The 18,917-nt window shown below is 71.2% G+C and carries 19 protein-coding genes; 11 read left to right on the top strand and 8 right to left on the bottom strand.

Features of this window, described 5'->3' with window-relative positions:
- The first annotated feature begins 74 nt into the window (after positions 1-74).
- Complete coding sequence (locus AMIS_RS28425) at positions 75-1,277, top strand: vWA domain-containing protein (protein WP_014445884.1); 1,203 nt, start codon at positions 75-77, stop codon at positions 1,275-1,277.
- On the opposite strand, the gene AMIS_RS28420 is transcribed toward AMIS_RS28425, so the two are convergent.
- Entirely contained in the window at positions 1,261-2,217 is a 957-nt protein-coding gene (locus AMIS_RS28420) for a LysR family transcriptional regulator (RefSeq protein WP_014445883.1), read from the bottom strand. The two genes, AMIS_RS28425 and AMIS_RS28420, sit on opposite strands and share 17 nt — an antisense overlap.
- A gap of 144 nt (positions 2,218-2,361) precedes the next feature.
- On the opposite strand from AMIS_RS28420, the gene AMIS_RS28415 reads away from it, so the two are divergent.
- Complete coding sequence (locus tag AMIS_RS28415) at positions 2,362-3,120, top strand: alpha/beta fold hydrolase (RefSeq protein ID WP_014445882.1); 759 nt, start codon at positions 2,362-2,364, stop codon at positions 3,118-3,120.
- A 185-nt stretch (positions 3,121-3,305) separates the two neighbouring features.
- Positions 3,306-4,283, top strand: coding sequence for an arabinan endo-1,5-alpha-L-arabinosidase (locus AMIS_RS28410; RefSeq protein WP_014445881.1), 978 nt, complete (start codon positions 3,306-3,308; stop codon positions 4,281-4,283).
- On the opposite strand, the gene AMIS_RS28405 is transcribed toward AMIS_RS28410, so the two are convergent.
- The 5 genes from AMIS_RS28405 to AMIS_RS28385 form a co-directional block, all read right to left on the bottom strand.
- On the bottom strand, positions 4,277-5,323 hold the full coding sequence (locus AMIS_RS28405) for an amidoligase family protein (protein WP_014445880.1): 1,047 nt from the start codon (positions 5,321-5,323) through the stop codon (positions 4,277-4,279). The genes AMIS_RS28410 and AMIS_RS28405 overlap by 7 nt on opposite strands.
- On the bottom strand, positions 5,320-6,177 hold the full coding sequence (locus AMIS_RS28400) for a hypothetical protein (protein WP_014445879.1): 858 nt from the start codon (positions 6,175-6,177) through the stop codon (positions 5,320-5,322). Before AMIS_RS28400 ends, AMIS_RS28405 begins: the two co-directional genes overlap by 4 nt.
- A complete protein-coding gene (locus tag AMIS_RS28395) occupies positions 6,174-6,695 on the bottom strand; it encodes a SigE family RNA polymerase sigma factor (RefSeq protein ID WP_041830120.1) in 522 nt (173 codons plus the stop codon). Before AMIS_RS28395 ends, AMIS_RS28400 begins: the two co-directional genes overlap by 4 nt.
- Positions 6,696-6,763: 68 nt before the next feature.
- Positions 6,764-6,988, bottom strand: a complete 225-nt coding sequence (locus AMIS_RS43755; RefSeq protein WP_014445877.1) for a hypothetical protein — start codon at positions 6,986-6,988, stop codon at positions 6,764-6,766.
- Positions 6,989-7,186: 198 nt separating this feature from the next.
- Positions 7,187-8,194 carry a LacI family DNA-binding transcriptional regulator gene (locus AMIS_RS28385; RefSeq protein WP_014445876.1) on the bottom strand — a complete coding sequence of 336 codons (1,008 nt, stop codon included), beginning with the start codon at positions 8,192-8,194 and terminating at the stop codon, positions 7,187-7,189.
- A gap of 180 nt (positions 8,195-8,374) precedes the next feature.
- On the opposite strand from AMIS_RS28385, the gene AMIS_RS28380 reads away from it, so the two are divergent.
- The 4 genes from AMIS_RS28380 to AMIS_RS28365 are packed head-to-tail and all read left to right on the top strand — an operon-like array spanning position 8,375 to position 13,417.
- Positions 8,375-9,244 carry a carbohydrate ABC transporter permease gene (locus AMIS_RS28380; protein ID WP_014445875.1) on the top strand — a complete coding sequence of 290 codons (870 nt, stop codon included), beginning with the start codon at positions 8,375-8,377 and terminating at the stop codon, positions 9,242-9,244.
- Positions 9,241-10,086, top strand: a complete 846-nt coding sequence (locus AMIS_RS28375) for a carbohydrate ABC transporter permease (RefSeq protein ID WP_014445874.1) — start codon at positions 9,241-9,243, stop codon at positions 10,084-10,086. Before AMIS_RS28380 ends, AMIS_RS28375 begins: the two co-directional genes overlap by 4 nt.
- A gap of 35 nt (positions 10,087-10,121) precedes the next feature.
- Complete coding sequence (locus tag AMIS_RS28370) at positions 10,122-11,453, top strand: ABC transporter substrate-binding protein (protein ID WP_041830118.1); 1,332 nt, start codon at positions 10,122-10,124, stop codon at positions 11,451-11,453.
- Positions 11,450-13,417, top strand: coding sequence for a beta-galactosidase (locus AMIS_RS28365; RefSeq protein WP_014445872.1), 1,968 nt, complete (start codon positions 11,450-11,452; stop codon positions 13,415-13,417). The genes AMIS_RS28370 and AMIS_RS28365 overlap by 4 nt, the downstream gene beginning before the upstream one ends.
- Positions 13,418-13,424: 7 nt before the next feature.
- Here AMIS_RS28365 and AMIS_RS40890 read toward each other — a convergent pair whose 3' ends face one another.
- On the bottom strand, positions 13,425-14,321 hold the full coding sequence (locus AMIS_RS40890) for an AbfB domain-containing protein (protein WP_014445871.1): 897 nt from the start codon (positions 14,319-14,321) through the stop codon (positions 13,425-13,427).
- Between the two features lie 181 nt (positions 14,322-14,502).
- Here AMIS_RS40890 and AMIS_RS40885 point away from each other — a divergent pair, with 181 nt between their 5' ends.
- Entirely contained in the window at positions 14,503-15,561 is a 1,059-nt protein-coding gene (locus tag AMIS_RS40885) for a hypothetical protein (RefSeq protein ID WP_014445870.1), read from the top strand.
- Positions 15,562-15,629: 68 nt separating this feature from the next.
- Positions 15,630-16,235: a class I SAM-dependent DNA methyltransferase gene (locus tag AMIS_RS28350; protein WP_014445869.1), complete on the top strand. Its 606-nt coding sequence runs from the start codon at positions 15,630-15,632 to the stop codon at positions 16,233-16,235.
- Between the two features lie 88 nt (positions 16,236-16,323).
- Here AMIS_RS28350 and AMIS_RS28345 read toward each other — a convergent pair whose 3' ends face one another.
- Positions 16,324-17,571: a hypothetical protein gene (locus tag AMIS_RS28345; RefSeq protein WP_014445868.1), complete on the bottom strand. Its 1,248-nt coding sequence runs from the start codon at positions 17,569-17,571 to the stop codon at positions 16,324-16,326.
- Positions 17,572-17,631: 60 nt separating this feature from the next.
- On the opposite strand from AMIS_RS28345, the gene AMIS_RS28340 reads away from it, so the two are divergent.
- On the top strand, positions 17,632-18,201 hold the full coding sequence (locus AMIS_RS28340; RefSeq protein WP_231859113.1) for an RNA polymerase sigma factor: 570 nt from the start codon (positions 17,632-17,634) through the stop codon (positions 18,199-18,201).
- Positions 18,194-18,907 carry a hypothetical protein gene (locus AMIS_RS28335; RefSeq protein ID WP_041830117.1) on the top strand — a complete coding sequence of 238 codons (714 nt, stop codon included), beginning with the start codon at positions 18,194-18,196 and terminating at the stop codon, positions 18,905-18,907. Before AMIS_RS28340 ends, AMIS_RS28335 begins: the two co-directional genes overlap by 8 nt.
- Positions 18,908-18,917: the final 10 nt, after the last annotated feature.

Genomic DNA, 18,917 nt, shown 5'->3' with positions numbered 1-18,917 from the left:
GCCGTGACCGCCGCCGATTGCGCCGTGGATCGCCGTTCCCCGGGCCGCCGCCGGGAACGGCGCCGGGTCGCTGCGTGACCGCCGCCGACTCTGCGCCCGTGCTGCTGCGGGGGACGGACCGGGCCGCGTTCGCTGTGGCGTTCGTGGCTCGGCTGCGCCGCGCCGGACTGGCTGCCGGGATCACCGAGACCGACGACCTGGTCCGGGCTCTGTCGGTCAGCCCGCCCGCGGACCGGGACACGCTCTACTGGACCGTACGGATCGCCCTGGTCCGCCGGCACGCCGACCTCGCCGTTTTCGACGAGGTGTTCGCGACCGTTTTCGACGACGTCGTGTCGCTGCCGCTGAACCGGACGGCCGGTCAGCCCGGCCGGCGTGACGACACGGTGCACGTGAAGGTTCCGGCGGGCGGGGACGGGACGGCTGACGGCGAGGGGCTGCCCTGGGCGACGCTGCCACCCGTGGTCGCGGCCGCCGAGAGTGGCGCGGACTCCGGCCTGCGCGTGCCGGAGCTACGCCCGAGCGCCCTCGCCGGTCTCGCCGACCGGCCGTTCGAGGAGCTCGACGAGGCGCAGATCCGGGCGCTCGGCGACGACCTGCGTGCCGCGCTCGCCCGCTGGCCGCAGCGGCGCACCCGGCGGCACGCCGTGGACCCGGCCGGGCGGCGGGTGGCGCTGCGGCCGACGATCGCCCGGGCCCGGCGCACCGGGTGGGAGGCGATCACCGTGGTCCGCCAGCGGCCGGTGCGCGAGCCGCGGCGGGTGGTGCTGCTCTGCGACGTGAGCGAGTCGATGCGGGCGCAGGCGGCCGCCTATCTGCAGATGATGCGGGCGTTCACGCTGGTCGCCGACGCGGAGGTGTTCGCGTTCGCGACGACGCTGACGCGGCTCACCCCGGTGCTGCGGAACGCGTCGGCGGCGGACGCGGTGGCGGCGGCCGGCACGGCGGTCACCGACCGGTTCGGCGGGACGCGGATCGCCGGGAATCTGCGGGCGCTTCTCGACTCGTACCAGGGAAATGCTCTTCGGGGTGGAATCGTGATCATCGCGTCGGACGGGTGGGACAGTGATCCGCCGGAGATGATGGCGGCCGTCATGGCGCGGTTGCGGCGCCGGGCGTACCGGATCGTGTGGTTGAATCCCCGCGCCGGCGCGCCCGGCTTCACCCCGCGTGTGGCGGCCATGGCCGCCGCCCTGCCGTTCTGCGACAGGCTGATGCCGGCCGCGACCTTCGCCGACCTGGCGGCGTGCCTGAGAGAGCTCAGCTCCAGAGCGTGACGTGCACCGACGGCCGGAATCGGGTCTTGCTGATGCCGGTGCCGCGCATCATCGCCTGGATCGCCCGCGGCGTGGACGCGAACCGGGCCAGCTCGGCGGCGGCCGACGGGGTGGCGGGCTCGGCCAGGGTGATCGAGTGCCAGACCTCCTCCAGGCTGGCCGGGCCGCCGCAGAAGCTCACCAGGTGTCCTTTGCGGACCTCCGGCGCGACCGCGAACGACAGCGCCGGCGCCACACCTCGTCCCCGTTTCGCCTCCTCGAGCGCGGCCGCGTGACTCTGGAAGATCTGCTGGCGGTCGTCGGGCACGCCGATCCGGCGGACCAGGGTGCGGATCGCCCCGCTGTCGGCGACCGCGGACGGGCCGAGCAGCCAGGTCTGCTCGCGCAGCTGGCGCATGCTGGGCTGGGTGGCGGCGAGCGGGTGGTCGGGGGAGGCGACCGTGACGATCCGGTAGTACATCACCGGGCGGGACGTCACCGCCGGGTCCGCGAGGGGCGGCGGAGGACCGATCGCGATGTCGACGGTGCGCTCGACGAGCGCCTCGGTGAACGATCCCGGGTTCCGCACGCTGAGCTCCAGGTCGAGATCGGCGGCCCGGTTCGCGAAGAGCTCGATCAGACCGGGCGCGGCGTGCTCGCCGAAGAGACTGGACGCGCCGACCCGCAGCAGCCGGCGCCCCTGGCCGGCGGCGCTCACCTCGAGGACCGTGATGTCCTGCAGGCCGAGCATCTCGGTGGCCCGGCTCGCCAGGCGCAGGCCGCCCGGCGTGAAGGTCAGCCCGGTCGCCGAGCGCGAGAACAGCTGGTCGCCGAGCTCTTTGCGCAGCTGGCCGATGTGCAGGGACACCGCGGACTCGGAGACGGCGAGCTGGGCGGCGGCTCGCTTGACCGAGCCGAATCGGACAACGGCGGAGTAGGCGCGCAACTGTGTGGGGGTCACAGCCGGGAAATCCCCCTATGGAGTGACGGGATGCTCACTCGCAATCTATCGCGGAAGCCACGGGCTGGCGATCTCACCGATGCTTGATCATGGTGGCGAGTTCTACCCTGTGGCGGCATCCGCTCCAGAAGGGAACGCGCACACATGCCCAGCTTCCAGGCCGGTGACGGCGTCGAGATCTACTACCAGACCTGGGAGGGGAGTTCGTCACAGCCGCCCGTGGTGCTGCACCACGGCTTCATCGCGAACGGGCTCACCAACTGGGTCCTGACCGGCGTCGTCGACGCGCTGACCGGGGCGGGCCGTCGCGTGGTGACGATCGACGCCCGTGGACACGGCCGCTCCGGGAAGCCGCACGACCCGTCGTTCTACGGCGAGGTCCGGATGTCGGACGACCTGATCATGCTGTTCGACCTGCTCGGGGAGCCGGCCGTGGACCTGGTCGGCTACTCGATGGGCGCGGTCGTCGCACTGATCACCGCGACCCGGGACACCCGGATCCGGCGCCTCGCGATCGGCGGTGTGGGCGCCGCCGTGGTCGAACTCGGTGGCGTCGACACCCGGGTGATCGGGCCGGACCCGCTGCGCGAGGCGCTGCACGCCGAGGACCCGGCGACGATCACCAACCCGGCGGCGGCCGGCTTCCGGGCGTTCATCGACGCGGTCGGCGGTGACCGGGCGGCCCTCGCCGCGCAGGCCGCCCGGATGCACGCGGACCCGATCCCGCTGGACGCCGTCACCGCGCCGACGCTCGTGCTGGCGGGCCGCGACGACGTGCTGGCGGCCCGCCCCGAGGTCCTGGCGAAGGCGATCCCCGGCGCCCAGCTGACGGTGACCGATGGGGATCACCTGGGCGCGGTGCGGGAGCCGGCCTTCACGTCCGCCCTGGTCGACTTCCTCTAGGTCGCCGTGGGAGTTGGCGGACCACGGGCGGCCGCCGTGAGGTCGCCGGCCCGGCGTTCCACGGACTCCGGGCTGCGGTCCCGCAGCCCGGTGCGGCCGACGACCATGAACTTTCACCGGACCGGGGCAACCTTTTCAGCGCTGCACGACACATAGGGGAGTCCCCGTCGAAAGGTGAATCCCCCGTGAGAACACGCAAGCTCCTGCTGACCGCCGTGACCGCCCTCGTGGCCGCGTCGGCCAGCGTCTACGGCCTGACGATGGCCGACGCCGCGACCTACCCCAATCCCGGCGTCGTCACCGGCTCGACCTTCGCCCACGACCCGACGATGATCAAGCGGCCGACCGGCGGTTACCTGCTCGGTTACACGTCACCCGGGATCGGCCTGAAGACGTCGGCCGACCGCACCGCCTTCGCCGACGCCGGCAAGGCCTTCCCGAACGGCACGCCGTGGGCCGACGCCTACACCGCCTCGGACAAGAACCTGTGGGCGCCGGACATCAGTTACGTCGGCGGCAAGTACCTGATGTACTACTCGGCCTCCACGTTCGGCTCGAGCAAGTCGGCGATCTTCCTGGCCGGCAGCACCACCGGCGCGGCCGGGACCTGGACCAACTACGGCAAGGTGGTCGAGTCGACCGCCACCAGCGGGTACAACGCGATCGACCCGAACCTGATCGTCACCTCGTCCGGTGAGTGGTGGCTGAGCTTCGGCTCCTTCTGGAGCGGCATCAAAATGGTCAAGCTCAGCTCGGCGAGCGGCAAACGGGCGGACAGCAAGATCTACTCGATCGCCGAGCGGTTCACCAACAGCAAGTCGATCGAGGCGCCGGTCATCGTCGAGCGCAACGGCTACTTCTACCTCTTCGTGGCGTTCGACTTCTGCTGCAAGGGGGCGTCCAGCACGTACCGGATCATGGTGGGCCGGTCGAAGAGCATCACCGGGCCCTACGCCGACCGGGCCGGCGTCGCGATGACCGCCGGGGGTGGCTCGGAGATCCTCGCGTCGCACGACGCCGTTCACGGGCCCGGGCACCCGGCGGTGTTCCGGGACGGCTCACAGACCGTCCTGGCCTATCACTACTACCAGGCCAACGGCGACGCGAAGCTGGGCATCAACCTGCTCGGCTGGGACTCGTCGGGATGGCCGTACGTCTACTGATCCCGGTCCGCCAGGGCGTCGGCGGCCAACTCCAGCAGGTCCGCGCCGGCCGGCAGCGGCGCTGGGTCGAGACAGCGCTCCAGGAGCAGCTCGACCAGCGCCGCCCGGTCGGTGATCGGACCCTCGTCGATCATGCCGGGCAGGATGCGGATCTCCACGGTGTCCCGGACCGGCGGGGTGCCGGCGAGGACCTGGGTGAGGTTGACGTCGAAGTATTTCGTCAGATCCCCGGCGTCGGCGGCGGTCCGCAGCTCGGTCATCGTGGGCGTGCCCGCGACGGCGTCCACGAGCGGCGCCGGCAGAGGCGCGAGCCTGCGGCATGCCGGGTTCGTCGCCAGCACCGCCCGCAACGGCTCCCGCCAGTGGGCGAACAGCCGGATCACGTTCGACAGGGCGGCCGGATCACGGAACGGCCCGCCGTCGAAGTGCAGGTGCACGGCGGCCTCCCGGGGGACCGTGAAACCCAGCTCCCGGGCCGGTCCCAGCAGTTCCGCCAGCGCCTCGCGATGACCCGACGCGAGCGGGGGAGTGATCACCTCGCAGGGTCGTTCCCGCTCCCCGGAGAGCGGCGCGGCCAGCGCGATCGTCGCCCCGGCCGGATCGTCGAGCCGGTGGATCGGCCCGTGCTGCCGCACCTCGGCGTCCCACAGCTTCGCCGCCGGCTCCAGGACCGTCGCCGGACCGGAGGCGGGATCACACTGGGCGGCCAGCAGCCGCAGCAACCGGCCGTCGTCGGTCAGGATCCGGAACCAGCCGGGAAGCGCGGGCGCGCGGGGATCCAGTCCGTGCAGCAGCGTGACGTCGTCCACGAGCGTGCACAGCGGGGAGCCGTCGGCACGCCGTACCTCGAAGCCCTGCGTCAGATGCAGGAACCGGCCCAGACCCGGGACCAGCGACGGCTCGCTGTCGTGGTGCCAGACCGGCCGGACGCTGCCCCCGCAGCGCCCGGCCAGGTCGAAGGCGAGCGTGCGCCGGCTGACACCGGGGGGCGCCATCAGCTCGATCTCGAAGCCGATCCGCCGGCGCAGCCGCTCGGTCACGGCTTGATCGGCAGGGTCTCGCCGGCCTGCAGCTTCTTGCCGGCGGCGACCTTCGCGGCGTACGGGTCGTCCAGCTTCCACAGCTTCGCGAGCGCCTCCGCGTCCGCGAAGTCGTAGCCCGCTTCGAAGAACGCGCCGACCAGCCGGCCCTCCTTCGCCTCCTTCGCCAGCTGCGGGTCGGCCTCGACGCCGGGCAGCTTCTTGCCGGCGAGCAGGCGCTTGCCGGCCTCGACCTTGGCGTCGTAGGGGTCGCCCAGCTTCCACAGCTTCGCCAGCTGCTCCGCGTCGTCCCAGTCGTAGCCGGCCGCGAAATACGCGTCGAGGCGCTTCGTCGTCTCCGGATCGGGGGTGGGCGCCTCGGTCACGTCGGGGTCCGGTTTCGCCTCGACCGGCAGCGTCTCGCCGGCGAGCAGGCGGCGACCGGCCTCGGCCTTGACCGCGCCGATGTTCTCCGGGCTCATCTTCCAGAGTTTCGCCAGTTCAACGGCTTCGTTGTAGCTGTAGCCGGCGTTGAAGAAGGCGTCCCACCGCTCCAGCAGCTCCTTCTCCACCTCCAGCGGGGCGCCCGCCGACGGGTCGGCCGAGGGGACCGCCGACGCGTCCGGCGGCGCCGCGGCCGGCAGCCCGGCGACCGGCAGCTGCTGCGGGCCGGCGGGCAGGATCGCCGGCAGGTTCGCGATCCCGGCGATCAGGCCGGCGCTGAGCACGGCCCCACCGGCGGCCTGCGCGCTGCGGCGTCGCCACCGCCGCTTGCGGGCCAGCTCCTCGACGCGGGCGTAGACCAGCGCCGGGTCGGGCGTCTCGTTCTCGTGGGTCAGGAAGGCTTCGCGCAGCCGGTCAGCGTGCAGGGTCACGACCACTCCTCGGCGTGGATCCGTTGTCTCTGGTCTTGTTCTTCGAGTCGCAGCGTTCGCAACGCTTTCGACGCCTGGCTGCGCACCGTCGCGGGGGAGCAGCTGAGCAGGTCGGCGATGGACTGGTCGTCAAGCTGCTCGTAGTAGCGCAGGACCAGCACGGCCCGCTGTTTCCGGCCGAGGATTGCCAGCCGGTTCCACAGCGCGTCCGCCTCGACGACCCCGTCCGCGTGGTCGCCCACGCCGCCCCGGGAGGCCTCGATCTCGGCCAGGCGCTCGCCGGCCGCGTGGACGTTCCGGAACGCCCAGCTGCGCCGCCACGAGAGATATTCGTTCAGCACCATCCGCCGGACGTAGGCGTCCGGGGAGTCCGAGCCGCTGATGCGGCGCCATTTGACCTGGGCCCGGGCCAGCACTTCCTGCACGACGTCCTGCGCCAGGTCACGATCGCCGGTGAGGACGACCGCGTAGCGCAGGAGGCTCGGAAGGCGGGCCACCGCGAATTGCTCGAAGGTCACACAGATATAGACGCGCGACGGCACGGTTCCGTGCACTCGCCCGCACGATTATTTCCGGCGGCGATGAGTCAGCGGCGGCCGCGGAGGACGGAGCGGGCCACCAGGAAGGCGACCACCAGGACCAGCTGCCCGCCGGCGACGATGGCGTTCACGTTGACGGCGGGGCGCCAGCTGACACACCCGTCCTTGATGACGTAGACCCCGGCCGGGCGGGCGGAGAAGCCGAAACCGCCCCCGGCGCCCTCGCCCTCGGGCAGCCCTTCGGCCCGGTCCTCCTCCTTCCGGCGCGGCATGATCCCGCTGCCGGAACCGGCGCCTCCGCCACGGAGACCACGGCCACGGGTACGACGGTGACACCGTCCCGCTCGATCGGCGCGCCGAAGACGCGGCTCGCCACGGCGGCCTCGGTGCCTTCCCGTGCCTTGGCGAGGATGTCCGAGCTGTCAGTCCTGGAAGCCATGGGAAACGCCCTTCGCTGCGAGGAGAGTCGTCTATGCCAGGGTGCGCCCACCGGTCAAGCCGGGTGCCGCCGTGCTGTCCCGCACGGTGAGGGTGGTGGGGACCAGGTCGGTGCCCGGCGCGGCCGGACCGTCGTGGATCTGGTCGAGCAGCAGGCGCACGCAGCGGCGCCCGACCTCGGCGAAGTCCTGGTGCACGGTGGTGAGCGGCGGCAGGTACGCGGACGCGTCGGCGATGTCGTCGAAACCGACCACGCTCACGTCCGCGGGCACCCGGCGGCCCGACTCGTGCAGGGCGCGCAGCACGCCGAGCGCCATCTGGTCGTTCGCGGCGAAGATCGCGGTGCAGGACGGATCGGCGGCGAGGCGCAGCCCGGCGCGGTGGCCGGAGTCCGCGGACCAGTCGCCGCGTTCGATCTCCGGGATCGGCAGGCCGGCCTCCTCGAGGGTGGCGCGCCAGGCGCCGGCCCGTCGCTCGGCGGCGAAGGACTCCGCCGGCCCGGCCACGTGGTGGACCGTCCGGTGACCGAGGCCGATCAGGTGCCGCACGGCCTGGCGGGTGCCGTCGGCCTGATCGGTGTCGACCACCGGGTACCTGTCGCCGGCGTCCGAGTCGACCACCACGACGTGCACGCCGGGCGGCAGCGCGACCGCCGTGGCGTCGAGCAGGTGCACCTCGATGATGAGGATGACGCCGTCGACCGCGAGCTCGCCCATCCGGGTGAAGGCGCCGAGCACGTTGTCCTGGGTGGGCGCGCCGACGGGGATCAGCGTGATCGCGTATCCCTCGGCTGCCGCGTGGGTGGCGATGGCCTCCACGGTACGGCTGTTGCCCGTCGACGACAGTCCGAAGAGGATCACGCCGATCGTGTTGAAGCGGCCGTAGCGCAGTGAGCGGGCCGCGCTGTTCGGCCGGTACCCGAGCTCGCGCATCGCGGCGAGCACCTGCTCGCGGGTGGACTCGACGACGCCGGACTGGCCGTTGGCGACCCGGGAGACGGTCTGCGACGAGACGCCGGCGAGGCGGGCCACGTCGGCCATGGAGACGCGCTGTTTGCGGCGCCCGCCGGGAACGTCCGAGCCGGCGCGGAGCCGATGAGTGTCGATGGGTACTCCTTGACCGTGCTGGTGACCCGTGCCACTATACGGCCCAACCCGTTTACGTAAACATCCGGTGACACGGCCGAAATTGTTAACGTAAACATCCGTGGAGGGAGGGCCGTGTCAACCCGGCGTTCGTGGATCGGCTGGCAGTTCACCGGCCCGTTCCTGGCGGTGTTCGCCCTGGTCTTCCTGGCTCCGATCGGCTACGCGGCGTACCTCAGCCTGTTCCGCAACCGGCTTATCGGCGGCACCGCCTTCGTGGGCCTGGAGAACTACACCAAGGCGTTCAGCGATCCGCAGTTCTTCGAGGCGCTGAGCCGCGTCGCGCTGTTCCTGGTCGTCCAGGTGCCGATCATGCTGTTCCTGGCGCTGCTGATCGCGCTCGCCCTGGACAGCGGCCGGCTGTACGGCGCCGGTTTCTTCCGGATCTCGGTTTTCCTGCCGTACGCGGTGCCGTCCGTCGTCGCCGCCCTGATGTGGGGCTTCATGTACGGCACCCGGATCGGCCTGGTCGGCAACGTCAACGACGCGTTCGGGATCACGCTGCCCGACCCGCTCTCGCCCGACCTGATCCTCGCCGCGATCGGCAACATCGTGACCTGGGAGTTCGTCGGTTACAACATGATCATCCTGTACTCCGGGCTGCGGGTGGTGGACACCGCGCTCTACGAGGCCGCCGCGATCGACGGCGCCGGCCAGTTCCGGATCATCCGGGCGATCAAGCTGCCGGCGCTGCGCGGGCCGCTCGCGGTCGCCACCATCTTCTCGATCATCGGCAGTTTCCAGCTTTTCAACGAGCCGCAGATCCTGGACACGATCGCGCCGAACTCGATCACCACGTACTTCACGCCGAACGTCTACGCCTACCAGTTGTCGTTCGGCGGGCAGCAGGTCAACTACTCGGCGACGATCGCGCTGATCATGGGCGTGGTGACGATGATCGTCGCGTACCTGTTCCAGCGCCGCAGCATCGGAGCGGGCCGATGAGGCCCCGGCGGAGCATCCCGCTCACCCTGATCACCGCGCTCGCGCTGATCTACAGCCTGCTCCCGCTCGTCTGGCTGCTGATCAGCGCGACCAAGACGCAGGAGGGCCTGTTCGGCTCGTTCGGCCTCTGGTTCAGCGGCGACTTCGCGTTCTTCGGCAACATCGCGGACGTCTTCGCCTACCACGACGGCATCTTCGGGCGCTGGCTGCTCAACACGCTGCTCTACGTCGTGGCCGGCGCCGGTGGGGCCACCCTGCTGGCCGCGCTCGCCGGGTACGGCCTGGCCAAGTTCGACTTCGCCGGGCGGAGGGCGGTCTTCGCCGTCGTCCTCGGTGGGGTCGCGGTGCCGCCGACCGCCTTGGCCGTACCCATCTTCCTGATGTTCGCCAAGATGGGGCTGACCGACACGCCCTGGGCGGTGATCATCCCGACGCTGGCCTCGCCGTTCGGTCTCTACCTGATGTGGACCTACTCCCGCGACGCGGTGCCGGACGAGATCCTCGAGTCGGCGCGGATCGACGGCGCCGGCGAGTTCACGACCTTCTTCTCCCTGGCCGTGCCGCTGCTCGCCCCCGGACTCGTCACGGTCCTGCTCTTCAACACCGTGATGACCTGGAACAACTTCTTCCTCCCGCTGATCATGCTGAAGGACGCCGACCTGTTCCCGCTCACGCTCGGCCTCTACTCCTGGAACGAGCAGGGCACCACGGCCGGCGGCGATGTCGTCTTCGACCTCGTGATCACCGGATCGCTGCTCACCATCGTCCCGCTGATCGTGGCGTTCCTGCTGCTCCAGCGTTACTGGCAGTCGGGTCTCGCCGCCGGAAGCGTCAAGCAATGACATCCGTCGACAAGGTTCACCGAAGGGAACCGCCCATGCTGATCACCCGTCGGCGCGCGATCCTCGGCGCCGCTCTCTCGTTCACGCTCCTGGCCGCGGGATGCGGCGGTGACTCCGCCGACGAGCCCGCCGCCACCACGGTGTCGCAGGACGACGTCCAGGCCGCGCTCGACGCCGGCGGCACGCTCACGGTCTGGGCCTGGGAGCCCACCCTCAAGCAGGTCGTCGCGGACTTCCAGACCACATACCCCAAGGTCAAGATCAACCTCGTCAATTCGGGTACGGGGAACGACGCGTACACCGCCCTGCAGAACGCCATCCAAGCGGGTTCGGGGGTGCCGGACGTCGCTCAGATCGAGTACTACGCGCTGCCGCAGTTCGCCCTCGGCAAGGCCGTCACCGATCTGAACACGTTCGGCGCCGCGTCGCTGGACGGCACGTTCACGCCGGGAACCTGGAACGCGGTGCACTCCGGGGCGGCCGTCTACGGCCTTCCGATGGACTCCGGCCCGATGGCGCTCTTCTACAACAAGGACGTCTTCGACAAGCACCAGCTGGGCGTGCCGGCGACCTGGGAGGAGTACACGACGGCGGCGGAGAAGCTGCACAGGGCCGACCCGAAGGCGTACATCACGGCGGACAGCGGCGACGCCGGGTTCACCACGAGCATGATCTGGCAGGCGGGCGGGAAGCCGTACACGGTGAACGGCACCGACGTCGGGATCGACTTCGCGGACGCGGGCACCAGCAAGTTCACCGCCCAGTGGCAGAAGCTGATCGACGGCAAGCTGCTCAACCCGGTGGCCGGCTGGAGCGACGGCTGGTACGCCGGCCTCGCCGACGGCACCATCGCCTCCCTGGTGATCGGCGCGTGGATGCCGGCCAACCTGGAGTCCGGCGTCAAGGCGGGCAACGGCAAGTGGCGGGTCGCCCCGATGCCGCAGTGGGAGAGTGGGGGCAAGGCCACCGCCGAGAACGGCGGCAGCTCCATCACCATCCCGGAGAAGGCCGCGAACAAGGCCCTGGCGTACGCGTTCCTCAAGTACGCCACGGTCGACAAGGGGGCACAGACCCGGGTCGACAACGGCGCCTTCCCGGCGAGCACGAAGCAGCTGAACGCGCCGGAGTTCCTGAACAAGGAGTTCCCGTACTTCGGCGGTCAGAAGGTCAACGAGGTTCTCGCCGCGTCCGCCGGGCAGGTCGTCCCCGGCTGGTCGTACCTGCCCTTCCAGGTCTACGCCAACAACGTCTTCAACGACACCGCCGGCAAGGCCTACCTCGGGCAGGGCACCCTGCAGGACGGGCTGAAGTCCTGGCAGGACGCTTCCGTCAAGTACGGCCAGGAACAGGGTTTCACTGTCAAATGAGCTCATCCGAGAACGCTCCCCGGCGCTGGATCCGTCGCGCCGGGGAGGCCCGTCTGGAGTTCGGCGCCGACTACAACCCGGAGCAGTGGCCGCGTGCGATCTGGGACGACGACGTACGGGCCATGCGCGAGGCCGGCGTCACGATCGTCTCGTTGGCGATCTTCTCGTGGGCCCGGCTCCAGCCGGCCGAGGGCGCGTACGACTTCGCGTGGCTGGACGACGCGATGGACCTGCTCCACGCCGGCGGGATCGCGGTCGACCTGGCCACCGCCACCGCCTCACCACCCCCGTGGCTGACCACGAAACACCCGGAGATCCTGCCGGTGAACGCCGAGGGGAGCACGGTGTGGCCGGGCGCCCGCCAGCACTGGCGGCCCACCTCGCCGGTCTTCCGGGAGCACGCGCTACGGCTGGTCCGGGCGCTCGCCACCCGATACCGGGACCACCCCGCCCTGGTCGCCTGGCACGTGAACAACGAGCTGGGCTGTCACAACATCTACGACTTCTCCGACGATGCGGCGCGGGCGTTCCGCGCCTGGCTCGAAGCGCGTTACCAGTCGATGGACCGGCTCAACGAGGCCTGGGGCACCGCCTTCTGGTCGCAGCAGTACTCCGACTGGGAGCAGATCCTGCCGCCGCGCCTCGCCGCCTCGCACCCCAACCCCACCCAGCAGCTCGACTTCAAGCGGTTCTCCTCGGACGCGCTCAAGGAGCACCTGCGCGCCGAGAAGGCAGTCCTGCGGGAGATCACCCCGGACGTGCCGGTCACCACGAACTTCATGGTGATGGGCGAGCAGAAACCGATGAACTACGCCGACTGGGCCGCCGAGGTGGACTTCGTCTCCAACGACCACTACGTGGTCCCCGGCCCGCAGGCCCGTGACGAGCTCTCCTTCTCCGCGAACCTGACCGGCATGCTGGCCGGCGGCCGCCCGTGGTTCCTCATGGAGCACTCCACCAGCGCGGTCAACTGGCAGCCGGTCAACGTGGCGAAGCGGCCCGGCGAGCTGGCACGGGACTCGCTCACCCACGTCGCGTACGGCGCTGACGCGGTCTGCTTCTTCCAATGGCGGCAGTCGAGAGCCGGCGCGGAGAAGTACCACTCGGCGATGCTGCCGCACGCCGGCACCGACAGTGCGCTCTTCCGCGGGGTGGCCGAGCTCGGCAAGCGGCTCCGCGACCTGGCGCCGGTGGCCGGCACGCCCCGGACCCCCGCGCCGGTCGGCATCGTCTTCGACTGGGAGTCGTGGTGGGTGGCCGAGCAGGACTCGCACCCGACCGACCGGCTGCGGTACCGGCAGGAGGCGCTGGACTGGTACACGGCGCTGCTGGACCAGGGGATCCGCGCCGACGTGGTGCCGGCCGGGGGTGACCTGGAGCGGTACCCGATGCTGATCGCCCCGATCCTGCACGTGGTGCCCGCGGCGCTCGCCGGCCGCCTCACCCGCTATGCCGAGAACGGCGGTCACCTGGTGACCACCTACTTCTCCGGCATCGTGGACGAGAACGACCACGTCTGGCTGGGCGGGTACCCCGGGGCCCTGCGGGACCTGCTCGGCATCCGGGTCGAGGAGTTCGCGCCGCTGCTCGACGGCGACAGCGTGGCCCTCGACAACGGCGCCACCGGCACGCTCTGGACCGAGCGGGTCGACGTGGCCGACTCCGGCGTCGAGGTGCTCGCCCGGTACCGCGACGGCAAGCAGGCCGCGATCACCCGGCGTCCGGTGGGTACGGGTTCGGCCAGTTACGTCTCCACCCGCCTCGGCGCCGCCGGGATCGCCCCGGTCCTGCCGTCCCTGCTCCGGCCGGCCGGCGTGGCCAGCGAGCTGCCGCCCGAGCTGCGTGGCCGGGTCGAGCTGGCGATCCGTGGCGAGCACCGGTTCCTGATCAACCGCACCGACGAGCCGATCGACCTGCCCGGCGGCGCGGGTGTGCTGGACGCCCGGAGCGTCCTCGTCATGTGAGGACCCGTCACAGGGGCGGCTGCGGGCGGAACGCGGCCGCCCCCGACTCGGCGATCACCAGCCGCTCGCCGTTCACCGCGATATGACGGCTCGGATAATTGTGTGACCGTAACGTCAGGGCGGCGCCGTTCCGAATGGACTCGGCGCAGAAAGTGCTGTCCTCGTCGAACAGTTCCGACTGCTCCGCCCGGGTAAGCTCGATGCGGAAGTCGCGGTGCCGCAGATAATATCCGGGAAAGTTAACTGATTCGAACGAGAAACAGTTCGACGCCGCCCGGCCGGTGCGAATCACGAACCGTGAGTCGGCCCGGTCGCCGTCGCTGCCGGCGGCCGAGATCGGGTCCACCCGCCCGGCGAAGTTCCGGTGCCGCACCCACTGGCCGGGCTGGTCCACGAGCTCCAGGCCCGCCGTCGCGCCGGCGGTCAGGGAGACCGGCTGCGGTGCCGTGGGCCCGGCCGGGCCTGCCGTGGGTGAGGCCGGGGTCGCGCCCGGTTTCGCCGGGGGCGATGCCGACGAGACCCTGGTCGCGACCGGTGTGACGGCCCGGGAGTGGGACCGTGACGGCGACGGCTTGGGCAGCAGCGGGATCGTCTCCTCCGGTTCCAGCGGGAAGGCCGGCCAGCCCTGCTGGGACGCCGCGCTCTGCTGCGCGACGGGTGCCGGGGTCTCGCCGCCGGTGTTCAGCGCGACGAGCGCGGTGGCCGCGCACCCCAATGCCGCGGCGGCCGCCAGAATGAACAGGTGACGGATGGAATGCGGCGGCGGGCCCTGTCCCGGGCCGAGCGCCGGGCGTTGCGAGCCGCGGGGGAGCGCGGGCCGCGCGGCGGGCGATCCGCCGGTCCGGGGATCGGAATACGGCGGCACCCAGCCACCGACGCGAAGGCCGTTCTCATCTTCCGGCATCAATTCCACTTCCTGTGGCAACTTCGCGCATTGCGACTTAATCGTTCGATAATGATCTACAGGTAAGCGAAGTGATGTGCAAGAGGGAAATCCGGATGGGAGCGATCCCAGTCGAACCGATCGCGTCGTTCATCCGTATCTCCGGCCGGAGCCACCCGCGCGCCGACCGAGGAGACCACGCGTGGACAGTAAAGCCGCCCCTGCCGATCTGCCCGACATCACCGAGTACTGGCCGGACGCCCCGCACCGGGTGGGCCCGGCCGCCGACCACTACGAACTGCCCGGCGCCGAGCCCACCCGAACCGGCGCCGGCCTGTCCGATCCGAGCGCGCCCGGCGCCGCTTCCCCTTCCCCGGGCGGCGCCGGTGGCGTGACCGAGGCCGATCAGGCCCACGCCCGCCGTGGCTTGACCGCCGACGTCTATCCCGGCTCTGCCCGCCCTACCCTCGAACTACATCTCGCCGAGCGCCCGCGCCGCCCCGTCCGCCGTACCGCCGTGATCGTCGCCCTCGTCCTCGCGATCGGCTCGGCCGCGGCCTGGGCCGCCCTCCGCCCCGGCGAGGAACAGACCCGCGTCCCCTCGTTCCAGCCGCCCGCCGCCCTCACCCCGGCCAACCCACCCGTGGAGATCGGCGAGCCGACGCCGGACCCGGCCCCCGTGATCCCGGACGCGGCCACGTTCGAGCTGGTGGATGGCACCACGGAGGTCAACGTGACGATCGGCGACGTGCCGAAGGGCTGGTTCCGGGTGACGAGCCCGGACGGCAGCGGGGTCAAGCCGCGCGCCCAGCTCGACGGCGACACGGTCAAGGTCTTCGTCGAACCCACCGGCCCGGAGGGTTCCGCACGGGTGGACGTCCTGCTCAGCGAGGACGTCACCTGGTCGCTGCGGATGCGCGGCGGCGCCCGGGTCGCGACGTTCGACCTGACCCGCGGCACGCTCGGCCGGCTCGACCTGCTCGGCGGCACGGCCCGCACCACCCTGGCGCTGCCGAAGACCGACAGTCCGATTCCGATCCTGATGGGCGGCGGCGTCAACACCTGGCGCATCAGCACGGCCGGCGAGATCCCGGTCCGCGCCGACTTTCGCAAGGGCGCCGGAACGGTCACCCTCTACGGTAAACGGGACAAAGGCGTGGCAACCGGCGCGACCCTCACGAAAGGCGACGGCGACGACGGCATCGACCTGCGGGCCGAATCGGGCATCGGCACCCTGACCGTCACGGCACGTCAATCGTGATCACGCACCCGTGACCGCCGGCTGACCCTGGTTGGCGGCGTCGTCCCCGAGTTCGGCACAATTCCGGCGTGACACGAGCAGAGGGCGACGCCGCAGCACCGGAGACCACGGTCTCGCTGGACTACTTCACCGGGCTCTACCTGGCGAAGGACGACCCGTGGGACGTCGCCACCAAGTGGCACAACCAGCGCAAATACGCGGTGACCCTGGCCAGCCTCCCGCGCGAGCACTACCGCAGCTGCTACGAGCCGGGCGCCTCGATCGGCCTGTTCACCCGGATGCTGGCCCCGCGCTGCTCCAAGATCCTGGCCACGGACAGTGTCGCGGAGGCCGTCCAGCAGGCCCGCGAGAACACCGCCGACCTGCCCCACGTCACGGTCGAGCAGGCCATGGTCCCCGCCGACATGCCCGACGAGACGTTCGACCTGGTGGTCATCGGCGACCTGCTCTACTACCTCTCCGCCGCCGACCTGGAACAGTTCCTCACCGCGGTGACCGACCGCTTGGAACCCGGCGGCGACCTGGTCTCCCTGCACTTCCGCGACCGCGAGAACGGCGGCAACTACGACGGCCACAACGTCCACGAGATCCTCGCCGCCCGCCCGGGCCTGACCCGGGTGGTCCACCACGAGGACGAATGGTTCCTCCTGGACGTCCTACGAAAAAACCCATAAGGTACGGCTGAAACTCTCCAAAAGCACTAAACCGTCCCCCGGCAATTGCTCGTCGTCCTGTTGCGGTGCGTCACGGGCGTCGCGACGACTAGGTTGACTGGTGCACGTGGCGGAGTGTTGTCAGGCCGTCCACGGGAGTCTTGCTCAGGGCCGTACCGGATGTGGTGTTCAAGCAGATCACCTGGTCAGCAGTGCCGACATACAGTCGGCTGCCGTCCGCGCTGAGCCCCATGCCCCGAATCGCCGATGGAACCTGCCATTTCGCGACGACCGCATCGCCGGCCCGGTCCAGCACGGTGACCGTGTCGGATCCGCCGATGAACACTCGCTCCCGAGTGAGAGCGAGCGCCGCCCCCGCCGTGCCAGGGGACACCGCAGCCTTCACGCCGGCACCGTGCGCCTGGCCGGGCGTGGCGGTCAACTGCGCCGCCACCGGGATGTCGATCACCTTGCTGACGGTCAAAGCCTGCGAATCGGCGTAGGCCAGCTTCCCGGACGCGAGATCCGCGACCACGATGTGCCGCCCATCGGCGGCCACCGCGTGCGCGGCCGCCGGCCCCTCACCGAACGGATGGGGCAGGTCCAGGCAGTACGCCCACCGATCCGTCAGATGCAGCACGTGGACGAACGCATGGGCGTTCCCGGGGCGCCCGGACAGCAGGTCCCGGGTGTGCGCGTGCCCCGGCTGATGCGTGTACAGCGTGAACAGCATCGTCCGGTCCGCCGACAGCACCGCCTGCCGCCCCTCGCCGCGCATCTCCTCCTCGGCGCCCGCCGGCACCGGCGTCTTGTCACGCGTGTTCAGCGGATGCATCGCACCGGTCGCCAGGTCCAGCAGACGCACCCGGTAGTGGTCGGGCGCGGTCGCGGGCAGCCACTCCAGCACGAACAGGGCGGTGCCGTCGGTGCTCAGCGCGTCCGGCTCGATCACGCCGGGCAGGCGGTACTTGCGGGGACCGCCCGGTGTGGACAGCAGAACGGGGGAGAACCGGTCCGCGGGCGGCGAGGTGAGGACGCACATCCGGCCGTCAGCGGAGACCGTCCGGGGCATCCACCCGCCCCCGTGGTCCAGTTCGCGCAGGGACGCCCCGGTGACCGGGTCGACCTGTGCCATGCCGTCGTCGCGGGACACGTAGAGATGCCGCCCGTCGTGGCTCAGCGCCGCCGCCGTGCCGAGCAGCTGCTCACCGGCGGCGCTCACCCTGACCAGTCCGCGAGCGGTCTCCACGAGGAGCACGTCGGCGAGGGGAGCGGGGGAGGCGCTGGGACGGGAACGGCAGCCGGCGAGAAAGGCAAGGCCGGCACCGGCCAGAAGAAGGTTCCGCCGAGTCGTCATAACCGCACAGACACCGCCCGGCGGGAACCGGTTCCCGCCGGGCGGTGTCTCTAGGGTGTGGTGAAGGGGGCGGCCATCGACATCGACGAGGCGGACGCCGTGGCGAGGGCCCGCGGCGGCGATCTGGACGCGTACGAGATCCTGGTCGCCCGCTTCACCTCGCCCGCGCATCGGGCCGCGGTGCTGCTCGGCGCGGGCGCCGACGCCGACGACGTGGTGCAGGAGGCGTTCGTGAAGGCGTACCGGCGGATCAAGCAGTACCGCGGCGAGGGGTTCAAGGCCTGGCTGCTGGCGATCGTGGCGAACGAGACGCACAACCTGCTCCGCTCCCGGCGCCGCCGGGCCGGGGTGCTGATGCGGGCCGCGGCTCGGGAGGATCCGCTGCCGCTGGACGTGGACCCGGCCGAGACGGCTGAGGCTTCGGAACGGCGGCGGTTCCTCGTCGAGCAGCTGCGGGCGCTCGACACGCGGGACCGGGAGGTGCTGGTCTGCCGCTATCTGTTGGACCTGTCGGAGGCGGAGACGGCGACGACCCTGGGGCTGCCCCGGGGGACGGTGAAGTCGCGGACCGCGCGGGCGCTGGCCCGCCTGCGGGAGCGGATGCCGCTGCGGGAGGCGCCCGGTGTCTGACGACGAGCTGGCGCGGGAGCTGCGCGATCTGGGGCGGGCTCTCCGCGTACCCCCGGCAATCGACCAGCGGGAGGCGGTCCGGGCGCGCCTCGCTCAGCCTGCGCCGCGACCGCGTCGCGTGCGCCTGGCGATTGCCGCGTGCCTGGCCGCGCTCATCGCGTCGGTGGCGTTTGTCGCGCCGGCACGAGCGGCGGTGGTCCAGGTGGTCGGTGACCTTCTGCGGGTGGCAGGGATCGAGGTACGGGCGGAGCACCCGTCCCGCCCGATCCCGCCGGATGCGTCCCCGCTCCCGTCGAGCCGGACAATCGGCCTCAGGGAGGCCCGGCGGCTGGCGGGCTTCCCGCTCGTGACGCCGGCGGCGCTCGGCGAACCGGAGGAGGTGGTGCTCGCCGACCGGGTGGTGACCATGCTCTACCGGGGCGGGACGGTGCGGTTCGACCAGTTCGACGGCACCCTGGAGGGCGGGTTCCTGAAGACCACGCCGAACGCCGAATGGGTGGATCTCGGCTCGGTGGCGCCGGTGGCGATCTGGCTGCCGGAGCCGCATCCGCTGACCTATGTCGACCGGGATCAGGTGGCGCACACCGAGGCGACGCGCCTTGCCGGACCGTCTTTGGTCTGGTCGTCGGCCCAGAACCTGACCTACCGGTTGGAGGGACTCGGAACACTCGAAGAGGCGACGGAGGTGGCGCGCTCGGTGCAGTGATCATTTAGGG

Origin of the sequence: Actinoplanes missouriensis 431, from assembly GCF_000284295.1 — a bacterium.
GTDB lineage: Bacteria > Actinomycetota > Actinomycetes > Mycobacteriales > Micromonosporaceae > Actinoplanes > Actinoplanes missouriensis.
Note: the sequence above shows the minus strand (reverse complement) of the source record. Positions and strands in the feature narration are given on the sequence as shown.

Excerpts from the sequence above, each read along its gene's own strand:
- AMIS_RS28415 (WP_014445882.1), top strand. The coding sequence starts at position 2,362 with ATGCCCAGCTTCCAGGCCGGTGACGGCGTCGAGATCTACTACCAGACC.
- AMIS_RS43755 (WP_014445877.1), bottom strand. The coding sequence starts at position 6,988 with ATGCCGCGCCGGAAGGAGGAGGACCGGGCCGAAGGGCTGCCCGAGGGC.
- AMIS_RS28385 (WP_014445876.1), bottom strand. The coding sequence starts at position 8,194 with ATGGCCGACGTGGCCCGCCTCGCCGGCGTCTCGTCGCAGACCGTCTCC.
- AMIS_RS28375 (WP_014445874.1), top strand. The coding sequence starts at position 9,241 with ATGAGGCCCCGGCGGAGCATCCCGCTCACCCTGATCACCGCGCTCGCG.
- AMIS_RS28370 (WP_041830118.1), top strand. The coding sequence starts at position 10,122 with ATGCTGATCACCCGTCGGCGCGCGATCCTCGGCGCCGCTCTCTCGTTC.
- AMIS_RS28365 (WP_014445872.1), top strand. The coding sequence starts at position 11,450 with ATGAGCTCATCCGAGAACGCTCCCCGGCGCTGGATCCGTCGCGCCGGG.
- AMIS_RS40890 (WP_014445871.1), bottom strand. The coding sequence starts at position 14,321 with ATGCCGGAAGATGAGAACGGCCTTCGCGTCGGTGGCTGGGTGCCGCCG.
- AMIS_RS28345 (WP_014445868.1), bottom strand. The coding sequence starts at position 17,571 with ATGACGACTCGGCGGAACCTTCTTCTGGCCGGTGCCGGCCTTGCCTTT.